Source organism: Geodermatophilus sp. SYSU D00710 (genome assembly GCF_054050195.1).
The window spans coordinates 97,271-115,941 of the sequence record NZ_JBJGYX010000003.1; the positions used below are offsets into that span (position 1 = coordinate 97,271).

The window sequence follows — 18,671 nt, forward strand, 5'->3', positions numbered from 1 at the left end:
TCAGGCCTCCAGGACGAGAGCGGTCAGAGCGACGGTGCGGTCGTTCCAGTGCAGGGCGTCGACGCGGACCCGGGACCCGCCCTCGAGCCGGCGCCCCAGCCCGGGCGTCGGGACCTCGCGCAGCGGCGTCCGTTCGACCCGCTCCGCGAGGGCCCGGGCACGGGCAGCGGGCATCCGGACCGGCGGTGTCCCGACGGCGTCGAGCGCCGCAGCCTGCAGCAGCGCGTCCCAGGTGTCGAGGAGGGTCGTCCTGCTGTCGAACAGGTGCAGGGCGGCGGGGCGGGCACCGATGCCGATGACGACGCCGCGCTGGCCGGCCAGGGGGCGGAGTCCGGCGGTCAGGTCGCGAGTCGCGGCCTCCACCCGGTCGAGCCGCTCGGGCAGCGACTCGGTGGCCGAGGGGCCCGCGACGGCCTCGTAGCGAGAGACCTGGGCCCAGACCTCGTCCTGGGCGTCGTCCCTCCGCGTCGCGGCCTGCACGGCCAGGGGCGCCCGGCGAGTGCGCCGCCGGTGCGCCGAGAGGTCCGTGTGCCAGCGGCCCGCCTCGACGCACCGGCTGGACACGGGCACCACCTGGCCCGGCGGGACGAGCAGCGTCTCGGTGAGGACGCGGTGCTGGGCGCCGCCCTCCATGAGCTCCCCCTCGACGAGGAGCGCGGGCCGGGTGCCCCGGTTGTGCACGAGCAGCCGGTCGATCCGGGGCGTCGGCAGCTCCGAGACCTCGACCGACGCATCCGTGCCGCTCGAGTAGCCGCGCGGCGCGGACGGCCAGTCGCTGAAGAGGGGGGCGATCGAGAGTGCGCCGCGCACCTCGACCTGTCCGCAGTGGATCCCAGTGTCCAGGGAAGTGGTCATGTCGTCCTCCGATGACTCAGAACTGCGAGAAGTCGGTCGAGCGGTGTCTCCACGTGTCACGGTAGAGCGGGGGTCTGACAGTTCCGCGCACAACTGCTGGATGTAGAGCGGGCTCGTCACCTGAGGTCGGCTGTGGATCCCGAGACTTAGCGCAAGACAGCGCTATCCTGTCCCCATGGTCAACGGGAGGCGCTCCGCGTACCGCGACAGCTCGGGACGGACGCTGGAGGACTACCCGCGCCCGTCGATCGCCGTCGACACCGCAGTGCTCACCGTCGACCGTGCCCAGCAGCGACTGGAGGTGCTGCAGCACCTGCGCGAGGACGACGGCGAGTGGGCGCTGCCCGGTACCTTCCTCCACCCCGGGGAGACGTTGGAGGCGGCGGTCCGGCGGTCACTGGCCACCAAGGCCGGGATCGAGGAGGGCGCCCTCCGCGGGGTGCACATCGAGCAGTTGCGCGTCTTCGACGAGCCGGAGCGCGATCCGCGCGGCTGGGTCCTGTCGGTGGCGCACCTCGCCGTCGTCCCGAGGAGCCGTCTTGAACCGGTGCTGAGCGGCGAGGTCCGTCTGCGGCCGGTCGACGACGTCCGCGGGCTGACGTTCGTCGACCACCCGGCGATCGTCCGCGCGGCCGTCGACCATCTCCGCCGCGAGTACGCGGTGCGACCGGACCCGGCGCGCCTGCTCGGTGAGGACTTCTCCATCCGGGAGCTGTACGACCTGCACAGCGCCGTCGCCGGCGCGCCTGAGCCGGGCGCGCAGCGGCCGTCCATCGACACCTTCCGCCGGTACATGACCCAGGGGGGGTTCATCGAGCAGGGGGAGGGGACGACGGCGGACCGGCGGGACGGCCTCATGGGCGCACCGGCCCGCCTCTACCGACAGAGCGGAGCCGCTGCGTCCGAGACCGCGCTCGTGGGAGTGCGGCCGACCCGGCCGACCCGGACGCCGTCCCGCTGGCTGACGCCGTCCCCGGCGGAGTGGGCCGGCCTGTTCGAGCGGCACGGTGTCCGGCCCTCCCTGCGGAACCTCCTGACCAAGGTGGCGTCGCGTACCCGCCTGGTCGCCACCGACCGCCCGAGCTACCTGGCGTTGCACCCCGCCGAGGACCGGCCGGTCGCGGCCTACGTGCACGCGCACCGCATCTCGATCGTCCTCGACCCCGCGGACGCGCAGGCCTTCGGTGAGGAGGACCCGGCGGTCCGGGTGGAGCAGGTCTCCGCGCGGTCGTGGCACGTGCACGTGCCTGACGCGGCCCTGCAGCAGAAGGTCACCCGCCGGCGCACGAGGGCGCACCTCGACCGTGCCCTCGCGCGTTCGGCCGGCGGCACCGCGAAGGGCAGTCAGTCGGGCAGGCGGCCGCGCTCGTGAGACGCCTGGGACCTCGCGGGACGTCCGCCGGCGACACGGGTGGTACGTGTCCCGCTGCGCCGGACGGTGCTGTCACCCTCGATGCCAGGCCGACACCACGGGGGTGCACATGACGGCGCGGGTCTTCCCGGTCGAGCCGGTCTTCGAGTCGCACGCGGAGCGGGAGTTCGCCGAGGCGCTCCGGGACCAGCTGCCCGACGACGCCGTCATGGTGTGCGGCCAGCGGTTCAGCGACCGCCGCGAGGACCGCGAGGCCGACGTGATCGTCGCCTGGCCGGGCTTCGGGATCGCCGTCATCGAGGTCAAGGGCGGCAGCGTCTCCCTGCAGGGTGCCGAGTGGCGCCAGTCGAGCAACGGTGTGGACCGGCGCATCCACCCGGTGGACCAGGCGGTGCGCTGCAAGTACCTGCTGCGCGAGTACCTGCGGCAGGACCGGCGGTGGCGGGCCGGCGACCCGCGGATGGTCCACCTGGTCGCGCTGCCCGCGACCGTCGTCCCCGACGGCTTCGCCGCGCCCGACGCGCCGCGGTGGATGGTCATCGACCGCACCGACCTGGCGGAGGCCGCCGCCCGCGTCGCGTCCGCGCTGCGGCGGTGCGAGACGGATATCGAGCCCCCGACCGCCGAGGACGTCGAGGTGTTCGTCGACTGCCTGGCCGGGGTCGGCATCCCGCAGCAGGACCTGCTCGCCCAGCTGCACGAGCGCGAGGCCGAGTGCGACCTGCTCACCCGCGACCAGGCGCGCGTGCTCGACCTGCTGGAGGGCAACCGGCGAGTCGAGATCCGCGGTGGTGCCGGCTCGGGCAAGACCTGGCTTGCGCTGGAGAAGGCCCGGCGTCTCGCCGTCGCGGGGGAGCGGGTCGCCGTCATGTGCTACTCGCGGGGGCTGGCCGAGTTCCTCCGCCGGCGGGTGGCCACCTGGCGGCCGAGGGAGCGCCCGGCCTACGTCGGCACCTTCCACGGCCTCGGTATCGACTGGGGCGTGCCCGCGGGCACCGACGACGACAGCGGCTACTGGGAGCACCGCCTCCCCGAGCAGATGGTCAGCCTTGCCGGAGCGCTCCCCGAGGAGGAGCGCTTCGACGCCGTCGTCATCGACGAGGCGCAGGACTTTGCCGAGAGCTGGTGGCCGGCCGTCGTGGCGGCGCTGCGCTCGCCGGAGGAGGGTCAGCTCTACGTCTTCGCCGACGAGGGGCAGCGGGTGTTCGCCCGGCAGGGCCGGCCGACCGTGGCGCTGACGCCGATCAACCTCAACGAGAACCTGCGGAACACCAAGCAGATCGCCGGGACGTTCAGCAGCCTGACGCCGACCCAGATGCGCAACCGCGGCGGCAACGGCGTGCCCGTCCGTTTCGTCCCGTGTGCGAGCGAGGACGCCGTCGGTGCGGCCGACGACGCCGCCGACGCGCTGCTGGAGGAGGGCTGGCCGCACGAGGCGGTCGCGCTGCTGACGACCTTTCACCGGCACCCGGTGCAGGTCGAGCGCCAGCGGGACGGGCAGGACGCCTACTGGAAGACGTTCTGGGAGGGCGACGACCTGTTCTACGGGCACGTCCTCGGGTTCAAGGGCCTCGAGCGGCCGGCCGTCGTCCTCGCGGTCAACGGCTTCCGCGACGAGGCCCGGGCCCGGGAGATGCTCTACGTCGGCCTGTCGCGGGCCCGGGACCTGCTCGTCGTCTGCGGCGACCTGGAGTTCATCCGCCGTGTCGGCGGCGAGGCGGTCGTGCGCCGGCTCACGTCAGGCTCCTGACCTCGGACCGCCCGGTCGGCTGGCGTTCTTCACCTGGGCGGGCGGGAACAAGAGCCGCCCACTCGAGGTCCTGCGGTGGGCGGCCGAGTGTGGGGTCGTGGATGACCTGTCGCCCCCGGAGTCCGTGAGCGGCCCGGGAGTCGATCCATCGGGGCTCGTCGCGGACGTTGTCGACGGCCTCGTCGATCAGATCGAGTCGACGCCGTGGCTCGGGCCGCTGCTCGCTTTCCTCGTCGTCGGTGCCGTGCTCCGGAGGATCCCGGGCCTCGTGCACGGGCGTCGCCGTCGCGACCCGCAGCGGTGCTTCCTGCGGGCGGACAAGCGGGTGATCGTGGAGCGCGCCGGTCACCGCTGCGAGCACCACTCCTGGCTCGGCGGTCGGTGCCAGGCCACGGAAGACCTGCAGGCCGACCACGTGCACCCGCACAGCCGAGGCGGGTCGACCAGCGTCGCGAACGGGCAGGCGCTGTGCCCGCGCCACAACACCCGCAAGGCCGCGCGCGTGCCGTGGACCTGGGAGCTCGATCGGCTGGCGCGGCGCCGGGAGGCCTACTTCCCGGCGGGTGCGCCGACCGTCGTCGTCCGGCACGGGCGGCCGGAGGAGCGGCCGGCCTGATCGTCGCCGTGAGCAGGACGGCGACGGTGCCGCGGCATCAGAGCCACGCCTCTATCTCGTCGAGTTGCTCGTGGGTGAGGCCGACGTAGAGGTCCGGGGCGACCACCAGCACGTGCGGGTTCGCGGCCAGCCAGTCGCCGGTGTCCTCGGCCTGCTCGGCGAGGTCGTCGTCGATCCACACGATCCGCCGATCCGGCTCCGACGAAGCGACCTCACGCGCGATCTCCAGCTTCCACCAGCCCGACGCGCCGCCGAACACGCCGAGGAAGCCGGTCGGCGCGGAGTCGGCGCGGGCGTGGGTCCGCAGCCCCCGCGGCAGCCCCATCGGCTCGGCCAGCAGCCGGTCCGCGTCGGTGGTCCAGGTGGTCAGCCACTGGATCTCCACCCGGCCCGACTCGTGCAGCTCCCGCAGCCGCGCCGTCACGGTCGGGTCCCACGACAGCACGTAGCCGTTGAACGTGCCCCGCCGCCAGCCCTCGGGCAGCTCCCGGCGGGGCGTGTTGAGCACGCCGTCGACGTCCAGCAGCAGGATCGGACGGTTCCCGCTCGGGCCCATGCCCGATCCTGCATCCGCGGTGACGTTCGGTCGAGCGGGACGACCTGCTGCGTCACCAGGGACCTTCGCGCCTGGTCCCACCGGGCGCCCGCTCCTACCGTTCGGGCACATGTGTGGGAGCACGACATGAGCGCCCCGCTGATCGTCGCGGTCGACGACGCCCCCGCCCTGCTCCGCGACGTCGAGCGGGAACTGCGCAACCGGTACCAGCGCGACTACCGCATCTGCTGCCTGGACTCGCCGCGCGAGGCGCTGGGCAGGCTGGAGGAGCTCGCGGCCGCCGGCGAGCAGGTCGCCCTGGTCCTGGCGGGCGAGCGGCTCGCCGGCGCACCCGGGACCGACCTGCTGGCGCAGGTGCGCTCCCTCTTCCCGCACGCCCAGCGCGTCCTGCTCATCGCCTACGGCCGCATGGGCAACCCGGACGCCGGCGACGCGATCTTCGAGGCCATCGCCGGCGGCCGCATGGACCACTACGCCCTCCGGCCCGCAGAGCCGCCGGACGAGCAGTTCCACCAGGCGGTGTCGAGCTTCCTGCTGCGCTGGGCCGACTCGCAGCGCCGGACCCCGTACACCATCGACGTCATCGGGGAGAGCTGGTCGGGCCGGGCCTACGAGATGCGCGAGGTCCTCGAGCGCTGCGCCATGCCGCACCGGTTCCTGCTCGCCGGCTCCGCGGAGGGACGCGCCCGCCTCGCGGAGGCGGGTGAGCGGCGGTTCCCGCTCATGGTCATGCCCAACGGCCACATCCTCGAGGACCCCAGCGACGTGGACATCGCGCGGGCGTCGGGCACCGCGGTCACCCCCGACCGCACGGAGTACGACCTCGTGGTCGTCGGCGGCGGCCCCGCCGGCCTGTCCGCGGCCGTCTACGGAGCCTCCGAGGGGCTGCGCACGCTGGTCATCGACTCCGGCGGCCTCGGCGGGCAGGCCACGTCGAGCTCGGCGATCCGCAACTACCTCGGCTTCCCCCGCGGCATCAGCGGCGCGGACCTCGCCCGCCGGGCCTACCAGCAGGCGTGGGTCTTCGGCGCCCGCTTCGCGTTCATGCAGCGCGCCACGAGCCTGGAGGCCGAGCGCGACGGCGTCGTCGTCCGGCTGAACACCGGCGGCGTCGTGGTCGCCCGCGCGGTCGTCCTGTCGACGGGGGCGAGCTACCGCCGGCTCGGCGTCGAGCCCCTCGAGGCGCTCCGCGGCGCCGGGGTGTACTACGGCGCCGCCGCCTCGGAGGCACCGCGCGTCGCGGGCAGGGACGTCTTCGTCGTCGGGGGCGCGAACTCCGCGGGCCAGGCCGCCGTCCACCTGGCCCGGTACGCCCGCTGCGTGACGCTCGTGGTGCGGGCGGCGTCCCTCGACGCCGGGATGTCGCGCTACCTGGTCCGCCAGATCGAGGAGACGCCGAACATCGACGTCCGGACCGGCACCGAGGTCGTCGACGGCGGGGGTGGCGGGCAGCTGGAGCACCTGGTGCTGCGCGACCGGAGGAACGGCGAGGAGCGCAAGGTCGGCGCCGCCGCCCTCTTCCTGATGATCGGCGCCATCCCGCACACGGAGTGGCTGCCGCCGAGGATCGAGCAGGACGACGGCGGCTTCGTCCTCACCGGCGGGGACCTCAGCGACGACGCCGTCCGGGCGTTCGGGCGCCGTCCGTTCCCCCTGGAGACCAGCATCCCGGGCGTGCTCGCAGCCGGGGACGTGCGGCACGGGTCGGTGAAGCGCGTGGCCTCCGCCGTCGGGGAGGGCTCGATCGCCATCCAGCAGGTCCACCGGCTGCTGGCGTCCTGACCCGCCCGGGCGCCGGCGGCTCAGCCGAGCAGGACGGCCAGGTCCTGGTACTCCCGCCCGTCCAGGCACGCCACGCCGGCGGCCAGCGCGCTGCCGTCGGCGGCCAGCGCGACCGGCGCCGGGATGCCGTCGTCGCACAGCAGCAGCTCGGCCACCGTCTCGGAGGTGGCGAGGTCGACCGTCGACAGGGCCACCCCGTCCCCCGTCGTGTCGTGCTGCACGTACACGTGTTCCTCGCCGGGCCCGACCACCAGGTCGATCGCCGGCCCGGGCAGCGTCGTGGTCGGCCCGACGACGCCGTCCCGCACCGTCACCAGCTGCGCCGACCCGGTCTCCCGGTCGCCGGCGAGCACCGACACCAGCACGGCCCCGTCGGCCAGCACCTGCAGCGCGTAGCCGGTGCTGTCCTCCTGCTCGACCAGTTCCACCGGCGCGCCGACCGGCCGCAGCTCGGCGTCGTACGAGGCCAGCACGACGCCGTCCACGCTGCCCTCGGCGTCGCGGTCGACGCTCACCAGCGCCGCCAGCCCGCCGTCCGGGCGCAGCGCGACGTCCCCCGCCACCGCCTGCCCGGGCGTCGCCACCTGCAGCCCGGCCGACGCGAGCACCTCCCCGCTGGCGACGTCGATGGTCGCCAGCCGGTTGACCGTGCCCCCGTCGACGTACCACTGCAGGCTCGCGGACAGCGTCGCGCCGTCGGGGGAGAGGACCCCGCTGCCGGTGTCGGGCGTGCCGAGCTCGGCGTCGGCCGCGACGCGCACCACCTCCGGCCGGTCGGCGCCCGGCGCGAACAGAGCCAGGGCGAGGTCCTGCTCGCGGCCGCCGTCGCCACTGCCGGCGTCCCCGCGCTCGGGCAGCACGGGTGCCAGGGCGACCACCGTGCCGTTGGGCGCCACGTGCACCTCGCCGAGGTCGGCGAACGGCGCGCCCTGGATCGTGCGGCCCACGGTCAGGCCGCCGTCGCCGGGGACGAGCTCGACGAGCACGCTGCGCGGCGGGGCGCCCAGATCGCCGGTGAGCAGGGCGACGAAGCCGCCGCCGGGCGTCGCGGCGATGTCGGTGAGGCGCACGTCGCGCTCCACCTGGGCGTCGACCTGCACCCGCCCGACCTCCTCGGTCAGCGGTCCGCCGCCGGTCGGCGCGGCGGTGCCGGCGACGGCGGACGAGCAGCCGGCCACGAGGACGGCGGAACCGAGCAGGGTGGCGCGGAGCCGGGACGGGCGCATGGGTCGGTGCTCCTGGGGTGCGGGGGCTGGTGCGGGCAACACTGGGCGGGCGCGCTTGCGGGCCCCTTGCGGATCACTCCGCGCCGGGCTGTCAGCCGAGCAGGTACAGCGGGCTCCCGGAGTCCACTCCGGGGCAGGCGGCGCTCGCGGCCAGGCGGCTGTCGTCGGCGGCCAGCGCGAGGTCGGACCCGGTGCCGAGCTCCTCGCAGAGCACGACGCCGGCGACCACCTCGCCGGTCGCCAGGTCGACCGTGGCGACGGCGCCCCCGTTCTCCGCCCGCGTGTGGTTCACGTACGCGTGGCGCCCGGCGGCGTCGACGGCGACGTCCCACGGCTTGCCCGGGATCGCGGCGCTGTCCTGCACCGCGCCGTCCCGGACGGTCACCAGGCGGAAGTCGTCGCCGTCGTCCCCGACGACGACCGTGACCACTGCGGTGCCGTCGGGGAGGACGTCGAGGGTGTAGCCGAGGTCGTAGGACGCGTCGGGCACCACCTCGACCGGCTCGCCGACCAGCTCCATCTCGGCGTCGTACTCGACCAGCTGCGCGCCGGACACCTCGCCCGCGCTGTCGCCGGTGTTCTGCACGAGCGCCAGCACCCCGCCGTCGGGCAGCACCGCCATCTCGTCGACGACCGCCACGCCGTCGGTCGGCACGCGCACCTGGTCGCTCGCCAGCACCGCGCCGGTGGCGACGTCGATCACGGCGACGCGGTTGACGTACGTGTCCTCCCGGGTCTCCCACCGCAGGCTCGCGTAGAAGGTGCCGCCGTCAGGGGAGAGGGCGCCGGTGGCCTCGTCGGGCGTGCCGAGGTCGGGATCGGCGGCGACGCGGAGGACGTCGGCCTGCCCGGCGCCGGGCTCGAGGACGGTGAGCGCGAGGTCCCGGTCCTCGTCGTCGCTGCCGTCACCGGCGAGAACGGGTCCCACGGCGACGACGGTGCCGTCGTCGGCGACGTACAGCTCGCCGCCGGCGCCGTCCCCGGCGTAGGGCGCGCCCTCGACGACGGCGCCGACGGTCAGGCCGTCGTCGCCGGGCACCAGCTCGACCAGCGCGCCGCCCTGGCGGTTGGCGGTGCCGAGGTTGCCGGTGAGCAGGGCGACGAACGAGCCGTCGGGGGTGGCGGCGACGTCGTAGAGGTCGAGCTGGTCGTCGACGTCGGCGAGGTCGATCCGGTCGAGGACCTCGGTGAACGGCCCGGCGCCGGCCGGCAGCGCGGAGCCGGCGACGGTGGACGAGCAGCCCGCCACGAGGACGGAGCTGAGCAGCGCGGCGGTGCCGAGCCGGGTCGGGCGCATGGGGAGGCCTCTTGGGCTGTGGGGTCCTCCGCACCCTCGGCCGCGCGGCTTGCCGCCCACTTGGCGATCACGTGGACCCCGCTTCAGCCGACCAGGACGGCGGGGTCCAGGTGGTCGTCCTCGTCCCAGCAGCCCGCGCCGGAGGCGAGGGTCCGGCCGTCCGCGGCGAGGGCGACCGGGGCCGGGGTCCCGTCCGCGCACACCGGGACGTCGGCGACGACCTGCCCGGTGGCGAGGTCCACGGTGGCCACGCCGACGGGGCTCCCCGGCCGCCCGTGGGACAGGTGCACGTGCCCCTCGCCCGGCTCGACGGCGAGGTCGGGCGCCGGCCCGGGCAGGACCGTGCTCGTCCCGACGACGCCGTCCCGCACGGTGAGCAGGAGGGCCTGGCCGGTCTCGTACCCGCCGGCGTAGACCGAGGCGAGGACGGTCCCGTCGGCCAGCACCGCGAGCGCGTGACCGGTGCCCACCTCCTCGCCGACCAGCACCACCGGCTCGCCGACCGGCTGCAGGTCGGTGTCGTAGCGCGCCAGGACGACGTCGTCGGCGTCGCCGTCCTCGTGGTTGCGCACGGTCACCAGCGCCGCCAGTCCGCCGTCCTGGTGCGGCGCGGCCGCCACCTCGGTCGCCCAGCCGCCGGCGTCCACCCGCAGCGGCGCGCTGGCGAGTACGTCCCCGGTGGCGACGTCGACCGTCGCCAGGCGGCTGGCGAAGACGCCGTCGACGCGCCACTGCAGGACCGCGGACAGCGTGGTGCCGTCGGGGGAGAGGACGGCGGTGCCGAGGTCGGGCGTGCCGAGTTCCGGGTCGGCCGCGACGGGGACGACCCGCGGCTCGTCGGCCCCGGGCTCGAGGACGGTCAGGACGAGGTCCGAGCCGTAGGGGTCGGCGGCCCAGCCGGGATCGCCGGGGTGCAACAGGACCGGCGCCATCGCGATCGCCGTGCCGTCGGGCGCCACCCACACCTCGCCGTCGCTGACGAGGGGCGGGCCCTCGGTGACAGCGCCGGCGGTGAGGCCGCCGTCGCCGGGGACGAGCTCGAGGAAGGCGCTGGCCGGGAGGGTGGGGTCCTCGCTGGTGAGCAGCGCGACGAAGCCGCCGTCGGGGCTAGCTGCGAGGTCGAGGACCTGCAGCAGGTCGTCGGTCGCGGCGTCGACGTCGACCCGACCGACCTCCTCGGTGAACGGGCCGGCGGCCGTCGGCTCGACCCGGGCGGCACCGGCGACGGCGGACGAGCAGCCGGCCGCGAGGACGGCGGTGCCGAGCAGCGCGACGGCGCCGAGGCGGGGTGAGCGCATGGCGGGCTCCTGGGTGCGGTGGGCGGTCGCACCCAGGCTCGGCCGCGCTTCTTGACCGGCACTTGAGCCCGAGTGGGACCCGCGCCGGCCGCCCCGACCTGGTGGTGCGGCGCGTGACTCCCGGGCCTCGTGGTGCACGTGCAGGGCTCGCTGCTCGCGTGGTGCCGCTGTTCCGGAACTGCGAGGGGTCAAGGTGTCCCGGACCTCGACCCGTCCGTGAGGAGCACCGTGCGCATCGGCACCTGGAACCTGGATCGCTGCCCCAGTTCGACGTCGGAGAAGGGGCAGGAGGTCGCCGCCCGGCTCGACGAGCTGAAGGCCGATCTGTGGCTGCTCACGGAGGTGCACCGGGACTGGGACCCGCGAGGCGGGACCTTCGCCGTGTCGCGTCCGCGCAGCTTCGACCCGGACGCGCCGAAGCGCTGGGCCGGCGTCGAGACGTCGCTGCCGCTGACCACGCTCCCGTCCCAGGGCGAGCACCCCGGCGAGGAGGGCCTCGTGCTGGCCCGGGTGCAGGTCGACGGTCGGGACGTCCTGGTCGCCTGCTCGGTCCTGCCGTGGAGAGGCGCGGAGCAGTACTGGTACGGCCTCCCGGAGGGCCAGATCGCGCAGTTCCACTCCGTGCTGCAGCACCACGTCGAGCGCATCCGCACCGAACGCCGTGAGGACGAGCCGCTCGTGTGGGGCGGGGACTTCAACCAGGCACTCCGGCGCCCGGTCTACGGGGGCACGGTGGAGGGCATGACCGCGCTGCAGTCGGCGTTCGCGTCGCTCGGGCTGGTCGCGCTCACCGTGGACGCCGAACACCGCAACGGTCACATGCGCTCGATCGACCACCTCGCCGTCAGCGAGCACTTCACCGCCGCCTCGGCGGAGACGCACCGCCTCACCCGGTCCGACGGCAGCAACCTGAGCGACCACGCCGCCTACACGGCCGACGTCGAGCTGACCGGTCCGGCCACCGGGTCGGGCCCGACCGCGGTCGCCACGAGGGACGAACCGTCCGGGTGGACGTCGTGGGCCGGCGTCCCCGGCTTCCTCAGGAAGGGCGAGCAGCAGCCCCCGGCCGACGTCGACGACCTCGACGAGCAGTCGGTCGTGGCCAGGGCGGGGCAGGAGCTCGTCGAGCGGCTGCTGCGGACCGGGATCGACGGCTTCGGACCGTTCAAGCCCGCGGCCGAGTCCGCCCGTGAGGCGCTCGAGGGTCGCACGCCGGAGCAGGCCGTGAGTGCGCTCGTCCGCAACCACTGCGCGCTGGCCGGCGCCCAGGGCTTCGTGACCAACGTCGGTGGTCTCGTCACGCTGCCCGTCGCCCTGCCCGCCAACGTGGGGGCCTCCTACCTCGTCCAGGCCCACTTGGCGGCGTCGATCGCCGCCGTCCACGGGCACGACCTGAACGGCGAGCAGATGCGGTCGGCCGTCCTGTTGTGCCTGCTCGGCAACGCGGGGACGGAGGTCCTCAAGCGTGCCGGCGTGACCGTCGGGACCAAGATGAGCACGGCGCTGATCAAGCGGATCCCGGTCACGGTGATCCGGGAGATCAACAAGCGTGCCGGGTTCGCGCTGGTCGCGAAGTTCGGGACGAAGAGGGCTGCCCTGACGCTTGCCAAGGGCGTCCCCGTGGTCGGCGGCGTCATCGGCGGGGGGTTCGACGTGGTCGCCACTCGAGCGGTGGGCGCCTTTGCCGACCGGACCTTCCGGCCGGGCGTGCCGGACGACGTGCCTGTGTCGTAGCGCGGCGCGGCGACCACGCCACACCGCGACGCCGTCATGGGTCGACGGGTGTGGAGACGTCACCCACCTTCGGCGAGGGCGGCCAGCCGGTCGATCGAGGCGCGCAGCCGGTCGGGCGTGGTCGCCCGCGCACGCGGGAGACGCTGCTCGTCGGTCAGCCGGGACCAGTCGTACGTGTGCGTGACCAGCGTGCGTGAGGCGTCCATCGGTTCCAGCTCCCACCGCCAGAGGTGTCCCGGCGGTGCCTGACCCGGCTCCGCCGGCCGCCACGCGATGAGCCGGCCCTCCTCGAACTCGACCACGTGGTTCTCCCGCACGTTGCCTCGGGTGAGCGTCGTGGTGAACACGTCGCCCACGGCCCGGACGCGTTGGCCGCCGGCCGCCTCGGCCAGGTTGTCGTTGCCGTCCCAGCGCGGTTGCTGGGCCGGGTCGGCGATGAGCTCGAAGACGCGCTCGGCACTGGCCGCGATCTCGCGGGTGGAGCTGACGACGCGCGGGAGCCCCTCGTCGCAGGTCATGCCGACATCGAAGCACCGGCGAGCGCCGCTCAGCGGTGCGCGGGCCGGACAAGGAGCGCATCCCGCCCTCAGCCCGGCAGCATCCCCGGGAGGCGGCGACGGGCATCGGCGTCCGACCTCGGATCCGGGATGTCGTCGGCCGTGGTGGTCCGCCCCCGATCGGCGTCCAGGAGGCCGTCGGGGTCCTCGGCTCAGCGAGGAGCGGGGAGGTCCTCGAGGTCGAAGGCGGCGTGCAGAGCGGCGGTGAGAGCAGGCTCCTGCTCCGGTCGCAGCCGGCCGATCTGTCGACCCAGCGCCGATGTCGGCACCGTGATCACGTTGTCGCAGCTGACGACGCTCGGGTGGTCGAGGCCATCGGCCGGGCCCACGGAGACCTCGGTCGACAACCCACGGATCCTGCTCGTGATCGGAGCGACGGTGACCCGTGACAGGTGTGGGCGCACCAGCTCGCGGGTCAGCACGAGGACGGGGCGGGTCCTGTCGAGACGAGCCAGGTGGATGGGACGCATCAGTCGAGGTCGTCGAGCGGCGTCCGGGCGGCGTACTCGGCGAGGTCGTCCAGGTCGTCAGCTCCGGGCTCCGCGGCCAGGATGGCCGCATCGCGAGCCGCGATCTGACGACGCTGCTCGCGTCGGAGCGCCTGACCGACCACCGCGGCACGGGACGGAGCTCGGCCCTCGGACACCAGTTGGTCGATGAACGCCACGAGCTCGTCGGGCAGGCGAACGGCGATCTGGGTACTCACCGCGCTCACGGTACCGAATCGGTATGCACAGTGGTACCACTCGATCGAGTCCGGCAGCACATCGATGTCGGCGCTGCTAATCTGCATGTGTGCCCGTGTCGATGACCATCCGCGACGTCCCAGACGAGACGCGAGACGAGCTCGCCGCCCGGGCCGCCCGGGCCGGTCAGTCGCTGCAGGAGTACGTCCGCGCCCAGCTGAACGAGCTGGCCCGGCGGCCGAGCCCCGTCGACCTGTGGGACCGCGTCGAGCACCGGGTCCGCGCGACCGGGAGCCGGTTGGCGGCGGGGGAGATCCTCGAGCTCCGCGACGACGACCGCCGGTGACCGCCGTCGTCGACTCCTCCGCGGTGGTCGCCGCGCTCGTCGACGACGGCGCGGACGGGACGTGGGCCCGCGACGGCCTGCGCGGGGAGACGCTCGTGGCGCCGGCGCACCTGTACGTCGAGGTGGCGAACGTGCTCCGGCGCGCGGTCCTCACCGGCCGGCTCGGTCGGGATGCGGCGGCGCTGGCGCACCGCGATCTCGTGCAGCTGCCGGTGACGGTCTTCCCCTACGAGCCGCTGGGCGACCGGGTCTGGGCGCTGCACCCGACCGTCACCGCCTACGACGCCGCCTACGTCGCGCTGGCCGAGGAGCTCGACGCTGCCCTGTGGACCCTCGACCGCCGGCTCGCCACGGCGTCCGGACCGCGGTGCGGGTTCCGGACGCCCGACCACTGAGGGCCCGGGCACGACGGAGGCCGACCCACCGCAGCGAGTTGCCACGGCGGGACGGCCTCCAGCGGATCGCTGCGTCAGGCGACGGGCGAGAACTGGATCTCGCCGGCCTCGTCGCCGGCGCTCTCGAGGATGAAGTCGATGACGTCCTGGGTGTCGGTCCGGTAGCCGAAGCCGGTGCCGGCGCAGGCGCCGTTCATCACGAACGAGTTGACCGCGGTGACCGTGTCGCCGATGAGCACCGGGCCACCGGAGTCGCCGAAGCACGTGCCGCCGCGGCCGCCGCCCGGGTTGGTCGACAGCTTCACGTTGTAGCCGCCGGCGTTGGTGCCGTTCAGCCCGATGATGAAGCTCTCGGCGGTGAGCCGCTCCCGGTAGGCGACCCGCTTGGTCTGGCTGCCGTTGCTCTCCTGCACCCCGTACCCGGAGATGGTCGTGGTCGCCGAGTTGCCCGGGTGGGCGGCCGTGTACCGGTCGAGCGCGCCGGCGGTGGCCAGCGAGGCGTACTCGGTGATGTCGTAGGTCTCGGTCACCGGCGCGTCGAGCACCAGGACGCCGGCGTCCTTCGACTCCGGGATCTCGTCGAGGCCGCGGTAGCCGTAGTCGTAGATCTCGGTCGAGACGACGCCCCCGCTCGTCGGGTAGGCGGCGCCCAGGGCCTGGACGTCCTGCTCGAAGTACACGCGAGCGCTCGTGGCCACGGTGCCCTCGTCGTCCAGGGTCACGCAGTGCCCCGCCGTCAGGAAGACGCGGTCGGTGAGCAGGCTGCCGGAGCAGCGGTGGGACGGCGTGCCGTCCGGGTTGAAGAAGACGGCGAGGCCGACGTAGTCGTGCTCGTGGTCGTCGGTGAAGTTGCCCGTGATCGCCTGTGCGGCGGTTCCTCCGGCCAGCACCAGCGCCGATGCCAGTGCCACCGTGGTCACGGTCTTCCGCATGCGGTTCTCCCTCGGTTACGAGCCGGCTCGGTACCGGCCGGGCGTGACCTTAGGCACGGAAACTAACGACACGCCAGAGCGGAGACGAACCGTTCCGCTCCGTGACCTGTGGCGGGTGTGACGACGAGGTCGCGGCCGGCGCCCGGGCTGCCGATGGGGCAGGGGAGCGGCGGTTCGACCCCCGTCGCCGGGGAGTGCTCTCGCATGGCTGGACGACGACGGCTCCAGGACCGCCTGGCGGTCCTCGGTGGCGCGCGGCCCGACCTGCTCGAGGCGGCGCCCGGCGCGCGGCCGCGCTTCGCAGCGCTCGGCGGGGTCCTGCTCAGCACCGGTGGGCTCGCCGTCGCCTCGGCGGCGTTCGCGCTGCACATGGCCCTGGGCGTGTGGTGGCCGTTCGCGCTGGTGCTCGGCCTGGGCTGGGGTGCCGTCGTGGTCAACCTCGACCGGATGCTGCTGGTCGGCATGGCGCACGACGCCTCGCTCGCCCGCAACCTCGCCCTCGCCGTCCCGCGGGTCGGGCTCGCGCTGGTGCTCGGCGTCGTCGTCGCCACCCCGCTGACGCTGCAGGTGTTCCACAAGGAGATCGACGCCGAGATCACCGTCATGCAGGCCGAGGCCGCCGACGCCTACCGGGAGTCGCTGGAGGCCGACGCGCGCTTCGCCGGCCTGGACGAGCTGCAGGAGCGTCTCGCGGTCGCGCAGGACGTCGTCGCCACCGGTGGGCAGGCCGACCCCGCGCTGGCCGCCGTCCAGGCCGACCTGACCGCCCGGCAGGAGGCCTACGACGCCGCCCTGGCCACCCAGCGCGACCTCGAGGCCCGCGCCCAGTGCGAGCTCGACGGCACCTGCGGCACCGGCGAGGCGGGCACGGGCACCGCCTACGTGCAGGCCCGCGCCGCCGCCGACGCGCAGGTCGCCGTCGTCGCCTCGGCCCGGGCGGAGCTGGACGCCGCCACCGACGCCGCTGCTGACGCCGAGTCGCGCAGCGCCGACCTCGCCGCCGCCGCGCTCGCCACCGACTCGGCGGAGCTGGCCCGGCTGACGGCGGAGCTCGACCGGCTGCAGGCCGCGTTCGACGCCACCAACGAGGGCTCCGGCGGCATCCTGCTGCGGCTGGAGGCGCTCGACCGGCTCAGCGACCGCAACGCCACCCTGGCCGCGGCCGAGTTCATGCTGTCGCTGCTGTTCATGTGCGTCGAGATCCTGCCGGTGCTCATGAAGGTGCTGCTCAACTTCGGCCCGCCGACCGCCTACGACCGGCTGGCCGCGCTGCGCGACGGCGGCGACGTCGAGCTCGAGGAGCTGCAGCAGCAGTCGCGGCGGACCGTGGCCGAGGCCAAGGAGGAGCTGCTGGTCATGGCCGAGCAGGAGCGCCTCGACCGCCAGAAGGCCGCCATCCGCGCCCGCCACCTGGCCACGCTGGCCGAGGCCGAGGAGGCCGCCCGGCCGCCGGCACCGCGGCCCGCGCCGCCGGTCGAGGAGCCCGGCCGGCCGCTGTGGGACACCGGCCCGATCCGTCTCGCCCGCTCCGCCGCGCGCACCATCCGCCCGTCGCGGCGCCCGGCCAACCGGGTGCCGGTGTGACGGCGTGACGCCGAGCGAGCTCGTGCGGGCGGACTGACCCTCAGTCGGGCAGGTCGTCGAGGTCCGGTGGCTCGGGGACCAGCTCGTCCCACTCGTCGGGTGCCATGCCCAGGTTTCGGCGGACCCGCCGCCGGGCCACCAGCAGGTGGGCGGCCTCGCTCGCTGCTCCGTAGGCATCCGCCTCGGACGCGTCCTCGACGTCCCCCAGTGCCCGGCGGACGCCCAGCGTCAGCCAGCGGTGGGCCTCGCGCAGGTCGCCGTGGAGCTCGTGGTCCTCGCCGATGAGGAGGTAGACGTCGGCGTCGGCCGGGCGCTCCCGGCGCACCTCCTCCGCCAGCGCGCGGGCGGCGTCGACGTCCCCGACCTCGAGCAGGGCGTTGTGCAGGTAGCAGCGGACGTCGGGCTCGACCGGCTCCCCTGCTGCGACGGCGCGGCGGAACACCCGCACGGCCTCCGGAGCGTCGCCGACCCGGACGAGCTGTTCCCCGGCCATCACGAGCAACTGGGCCACGTTCACCTCGTCGCCGGGCCGCGTGCCCTCGGCCGCCCACGCCTCCAGCTGCCGCGCCACCGCGCGGCTCTTCTCGGGGGTCTGGCCGGGGGAGTACAGCGCGTCGAGGTCGTCCTGCGTGACCGGCCTCCGCATGCCTCGACCCTAGGGCCGGGGCCGACGCCTCCGGCAGGGTCGTGGCCCCCTCGGCGACGGGGTCAGCCGCGCGCCCAGGCGGTGGTCGGCTGCAGCACCGCCTCGGTCAGCGCCTCGGTGCGCCAGTGCGTGACCTGCTGGTACTCGGGATCGGCCACCATGCGGCTGAACGCCTCGCGGGAGGGGTAGCGGACGAGGAGCACGGCGTCCCAGTCCTGGCCCTGCTCGGCCACGAGCGGGGTGCCGCCGTCGCCGGCGTAGAGCACCTCACCGCCGTAGCGGGGGAGGAAGGTCTCCGACAGCGCCGCGGCGTACCGGTCGTAGGACTCGCGGCCGCCCTCGGCGAACCGGAGCAGGTTGAGCATCACCACCGGCCCGCCCGGGTCCTCCTGGAGGTACCGCTTGAGGTCGGCGCCACGCGGGTCGACAGCCATGCCGCGAAGCTAGCAAGGGCCGGCACCGCAGCCGACGGTCCTCAGCCGAGCAGCAGTCGCCAGGTGGCGTAGCCGTCGTCGGCCGAGTCGCCGAGTGCCCGCCACTCGGCCCCGTAGGGATCGCCGAGCACCGCGTCGAGGCGTCGGAGGCGCTTGCGGTCGCTGCCGGCGAAGCGGGTCCGTTCGGCCAACGGATCGGTGATCAGGCTGGCGAGGAAGGCGGCGTCGCCGCTGTGCCGGCTCCGGTCGCGGTTGTCGCTCGTCCACGCAGCCGCCTTGAGCACCAGCGCGCCGAGGAGGTCCGGCACCGGGACGACCGCCGACCTGTCTCCCTTGGCGACGGTCAGTCGGATGGCTCGTTCCAGCGCTTGGTGACCGCCCTCGACGCGGATCGTCTCCCCGCCCGCCGCCGTGCGCAGCGGCCACCGCGGCGGGGAGTGGTCGGGTGCCAGCACGTCGACGACGGCACCGTCCTTCGCCCGGCGGAAGCGGTACACCTTGCCGGCGCTGTCGGGCTGGGGCTGCAGGTCCAACTGCCGCACCGCCTGCACGCACCGGCTCAGTCCCGCTGGGTCGGTGAGCAGATCGGCCGAGCACGTCGACGT

Annotated in this window: 20 protein-coding genes; 8 read left to right on the top strand and 12 right to left on the bottom strand. The window is 74.6% G+C overall.

Translation table 11 applies throughout. The annotated features are described in order from the left end of the window. Positions 1–855 (bottom strand): ARPP-1 family domain-containing protein, encoded by an 855-nt coding sequence (locus ACI78U_RS02345; protein ID WP_456873681.1) that lies wholly within the window; start codon positions 853–855, stop codon positions 1–3. A 175-nt stretch (positions 856–1,030) separates the two neighbouring features. On the opposite strand from ACI78U_RS02345, the gene ACI78U_RS02350 reads away from it, so the two are divergent. The 3 genes from ACI78U_RS02350 (at position 1,031) to ACI78U_RS02360 (ending at position 4,593) form a co-directional block, all read left to right on the top strand. After that, positions 1,031–2,227, top strand: a complete 1,197-nt coding sequence (locus tag ACI78U_RS02350) for an NUDIX hydrolase (protein ID WP_456873682.1) — start codon at positions 1,031–1,033, stop codon at positions 2,225–2,227. A gap of 109 nt (positions 2,228–2,336) precedes the next feature. Then, complete coding sequence (locus tag ACI78U_RS02355) at positions 2,337–3,977, top strand: NERD domain-containing protein (protein WP_456873683.1); 1,641 nt, start codon at positions 2,337–2,339, stop codon at positions 3,975–3,977. 124 nt (positions 3,978–4,101) lie between these two features. Next, positions 4,102–4,593, top strand: coding sequence for an HNH endonuclease (locus tag ACI78U_RS02360; RefSeq protein WP_456873684.1), 492 nt, complete (start codon positions 4,102–4,104; stop codon positions 4,591–4,593). A gap of 37 nt (positions 4,594–4,630) precedes the next feature. Here ACI78U_RS02360 and ACI78U_RS02365 read toward each other — a convergent pair whose 3' ends face one another. Further along, positions 4,631–5,149 (bottom strand): HAD domain-containing protein, encoded by a 519-nt coding sequence (locus tag ACI78U_RS02365; RefSeq protein ID WP_456873685.1) that lies wholly within the window; start codon positions 5,147–5,149, stop codon positions 4,631–4,633. A gap of 126 nt (positions 5,150–5,275) precedes the next feature. Here ACI78U_RS02365 and ACI78U_RS02370 point away from each other — a divergent pair, with 126 nt between their 5' ends. Further along, positions 5,276–6,931, top strand: a complete 1,656-nt coding sequence (locus tag ACI78U_RS02370; protein ID WP_456873686.1) for an FAD-dependent oxidoreductase — start codon at positions 5,276–5,278, stop codon at positions 6,929–6,931. A gap of 20 nt (positions 6,932–6,951) precedes the next feature. Here ACI78U_RS02370 and ACI78U_RS02375 read toward each other — a convergent pair whose 3' ends face one another. The 3 genes from ACI78U_RS02375 to ACI78U_RS02385 all read right to left on the bottom strand — a co-directional run bounded on the left by ACI78U_RS02375 (position 6,952) and on the right by ACI78U_RS02385 (position 10,752). Beyond that, entirely contained in the window at positions 6,952–8,157 is a 1,206-nt protein-coding gene (locus ACI78U_RS02375; protein WP_456873687.1) for a hypothetical protein, read from the bottom strand. A gap of 91 nt (positions 8,158–8,248) precedes the next feature. Next, on the bottom strand, positions 8,249–9,454 hold the full coding sequence (locus tag ACI78U_RS02380; protein WP_456873688.1) for a hypothetical protein: 1,206 nt from the start codon (positions 9,452–9,454) through the stop codon (positions 8,249–8,251). An 83-nt stretch (positions 9,455–9,537) separates the two neighbouring features. Beyond that, positions 9,538–10,752, bottom strand: a complete 1,215-nt coding sequence (locus ACI78U_RS02385; RefSeq protein ID WP_456873689.1) for a hypothetical protein — start codon at positions 10,750–10,752, stop codon at positions 9,538–9,540. Between the two features lie 228 nt (positions 10,753–10,980). On the opposite strand from ACI78U_RS02385, the gene ACI78U_RS02390 reads away from it, so the two are divergent. After that, the gene (locus ACI78U_RS02390) at positions 10,981–12,486 is read left to right on the top strand and encodes an endonuclease/exonuclease/phosphatase family protein (RefSeq protein ID WP_456873690.1); all 1,506 of its coding nucleotides are present in this window, start codon (positions 10,981–10,983) and stop codon (positions 12,484–12,486) included. Between the two features lie 59 nt (positions 12,487–12,545). On the opposite strand, the gene ACI78U_RS02395 is transcribed toward ACI78U_RS02390, so the two are convergent. The 3 genes from ACI78U_RS02395 to ACI78U_RS02405 all read right to left on the bottom strand — a co-directional run bounded on the left by ACI78U_RS02395 (position 12,546) and on the right by ACI78U_RS02405 (position 13,749). Next, the gene (locus ACI78U_RS02395; protein ID WP_456873691.1) at positions 12,546–13,004 is read right to left on the bottom strand and encodes an SRPBCC family protein; all 459 of its coding nucleotides are present in this window, start codon (positions 13,002–13,004) and stop codon (positions 12,546–12,548) included. Positions 13,005–13,195: 191 nt separating this feature from the next. Then, positions 13,196–13,513 carry a type II toxin-antitoxin system PemK/MazF family toxin gene (locus ACI78U_RS02400; RefSeq protein WP_456873692.1) on the bottom strand — a complete coding sequence of 106 codons (318 nt, stop codon included), beginning with the start codon at positions 13,511–13,513 and terminating at the stop codon, positions 13,196–13,198. Beyond that, positions 13,513–13,749 (bottom strand): ribbon-helix-helix domain-containing protein, encoded by a 237-nt coding sequence (locus ACI78U_RS02405; RefSeq protein WP_456873693.1) that lies wholly within the window; start codon positions 13,747–13,749, stop codon positions 13,513–13,515. Before ACI78U_RS02405 ends, ACI78U_RS02400 begins: the two co-directional genes overlap by 1 nt. Before the next feature lie 89 nt (positions 13,750–13,838). On the opposite strand from ACI78U_RS02405, the gene ACI78U_RS02410 reads away from it, so the two are divergent. After that, complete coding sequence (locus ACI78U_RS02410; protein WP_456873694.1) at positions 13,839–14,075, top strand: FitA-like ribbon-helix-helix domain-containing protein; 237 nt, start codon at positions 13,839–13,841, stop codon at positions 14,073–14,075. After that, on the top strand, positions 14,072–14,470 hold the full coding sequence (locus ACI78U_RS02415; protein WP_456873695.1) for a type II toxin-antitoxin system VapC family toxin: 399 nt from the start codon (positions 14,072–14,074) through the stop codon (positions 14,468–14,470). The genes ACI78U_RS02410 and ACI78U_RS02415 overlap by 4 nt, the downstream gene beginning before the upstream one ends. A 74-nt stretch (positions 14,471–14,544) precedes the next feature. Here ACI78U_RS02415 and ACI78U_RS02420 read toward each other — a convergent pair whose 3' ends face one another. Then, positions 14,545–15,402: a trypsin-like serine protease gene (locus tag ACI78U_RS02420; RefSeq protein ID WP_456873696.1), complete on the bottom strand. Its 858-nt coding sequence runs from the start codon at positions 15,400–15,402 to the stop codon at positions 14,545–14,547. A 204-nt stretch (positions 15,403–15,606) separates the two neighbouring features. Here ACI78U_RS02420 and ACI78U_RS02425 point away from each other — a divergent pair, with 204 nt between their 5' ends. After that, positions 15,607–16,986 (top strand): DUF4407 domain-containing protein, encoded by a 1,380-nt coding sequence (locus ACI78U_RS02425; protein WP_456873697.1) that lies wholly within the window; start codon positions 15,607–15,609, stop codon positions 16,984–16,986. A 40-nt stretch (positions 16,987–17,026) separates the two neighbouring features. Here ACI78U_RS02425 and ACI78U_RS02430 read toward each other — a convergent pair whose 3' ends face one another. The 3 genes from ACI78U_RS02430 to ACI78U_RS02440 all read right to left on the bottom strand — a co-directional run bounded on the left by ACI78U_RS02430 (position 17,027) and on the right by ACI78U_RS02440 (position 18,599). Next, positions 17,027–17,632: a tetratricopeptide repeat protein gene (locus tag ACI78U_RS02430; protein ID WP_456873698.1), complete on the bottom strand. Its 606-nt coding sequence runs from the start codon at positions 17,630–17,632 to the stop codon at positions 17,027–17,029. 62 nt (positions 17,633–17,694) lie between these two features. Next, the gene (locus tag ACI78U_RS02435) at positions 17,695–18,066 is read right to left on the bottom strand and encodes a DUF1330 domain-containing protein (RefSeq protein ID WP_456873699.1); all 372 of its coding nucleotides are present in this window, start codon (positions 18,064–18,066) and stop codon (positions 17,695–17,697) included. Between the two features lie 41 nt (positions 18,067–18,107). Continuing rightward, the gene (locus ACI78U_RS02440) at positions 18,108–18,599 is read right to left on the bottom strand and encodes a hypothetical protein (RefSeq protein ID WP_456873700.1); all 492 of its coding nucleotides are present in this window, start codon (positions 18,597–18,599) and stop codon (positions 18,108–18,110) included. Between the last annotated feature and the right edge of the window lie 72 nt (positions 18,600–18,671).

Excerpts from the sequence above, each read along its gene's own strand:
- ACI78U_RS02345 (WP_456873681.1), bottom strand. The coding sequence starts at position 855 with ATGACCACTTCCCTGGACACTGGGATCCACTGCGGACAGGTCGAGGTG.
- ACI78U_RS02350 (WP_456873682.1), top strand. The coding sequence starts at position 1,031 with ATGGTCAACGGGAGGCGCTCCGCGTACCGCGACAGCTCGGGACGGACG.
- ACI78U_RS02355 (WP_456873683.1), top strand. The coding sequence starts at position 2,337 with ATGACGGCGCGGGTCTTCCCGGTCGAGCCGGTCTTCGAGTCGCACGCG.
- ACI78U_RS02365 (WP_456873685.1), bottom strand. The coding sequence starts at position 5,149 with ATGGGCCCGAGCGGGAACCGTCCGATCCTGCTGCTGGACGTCGACGGC.
- ACI78U_RS02370 (WP_456873686.1), top strand. The coding sequence starts at position 5,276 with ATGAGCGCCCCGCTGATCGTCGCGGTCGACGACGCCCCCGCCCTGCTC.
- ACI78U_RS02375 (WP_456873687.1), bottom strand. The coding sequence starts at position 8,157 with ATGCGCCCGTCCCGGCTCCGCGCCACCCTGCTCGGTTCCGCCGTCCTC.
- ACI78U_RS02380 (WP_456873688.1), bottom strand. The coding sequence starts at position 9,454 with ATGCGCCCGACCCGGCTCGGCACCGCCGCGCTGCTCAGCTCCGTCCTC.
- ACI78U_RS02385 (WP_456873689.1), bottom strand. The coding sequence starts at position 10,752 with ATGCGCTCACCCCGCCTCGGCGCCGTCGCGCTGCTCGGCACCGCCGTC.
- ACI78U_RS02395 (WP_456873691.1), bottom strand. The coding sequence starts at position 13,004 with ATGACCTGCGACGAGGGGCTCCCGCGCGTCGTCAGCTCCACCCGCGAG.
- ACI78U_RS02400 (WP_456873692.1), bottom strand. The coding sequence starts at position 13,513 with ATGCGTCCCATCCACCTGGCTCGTCTCGACAGGACCCGCCCCGTCCTC.
- ACI78U_RS02420 (WP_456873696.1), bottom strand. The coding sequence starts at position 15,402 with ATGCGGAAGACCGTGACCACGGTGGCACTGGCATCGGCGCTGGTGCTG.
- ACI78U_RS02425 (WP_456873697.1), top strand. The coding sequence starts at position 15,607 with ATGGCTGGACGACGACGGCTCCAGGACCGCCTGGCGGTCCTCGGTGGC.
- ACI78U_RS02430 (WP_456873698.1), bottom strand. The coding sequence starts at position 17,632 with ATGCGGAGGCCGGTCACGCAGGACGACCTCGACGCGCTGTACTCCCCC.
- ACI78U_RS02435 (WP_456873699.1), bottom strand. The coding sequence starts at position 18,066 with ATGGCTGTCGACCCGCGTGGCGCCGACCTCAAGCGGTACCTCCAGGAG.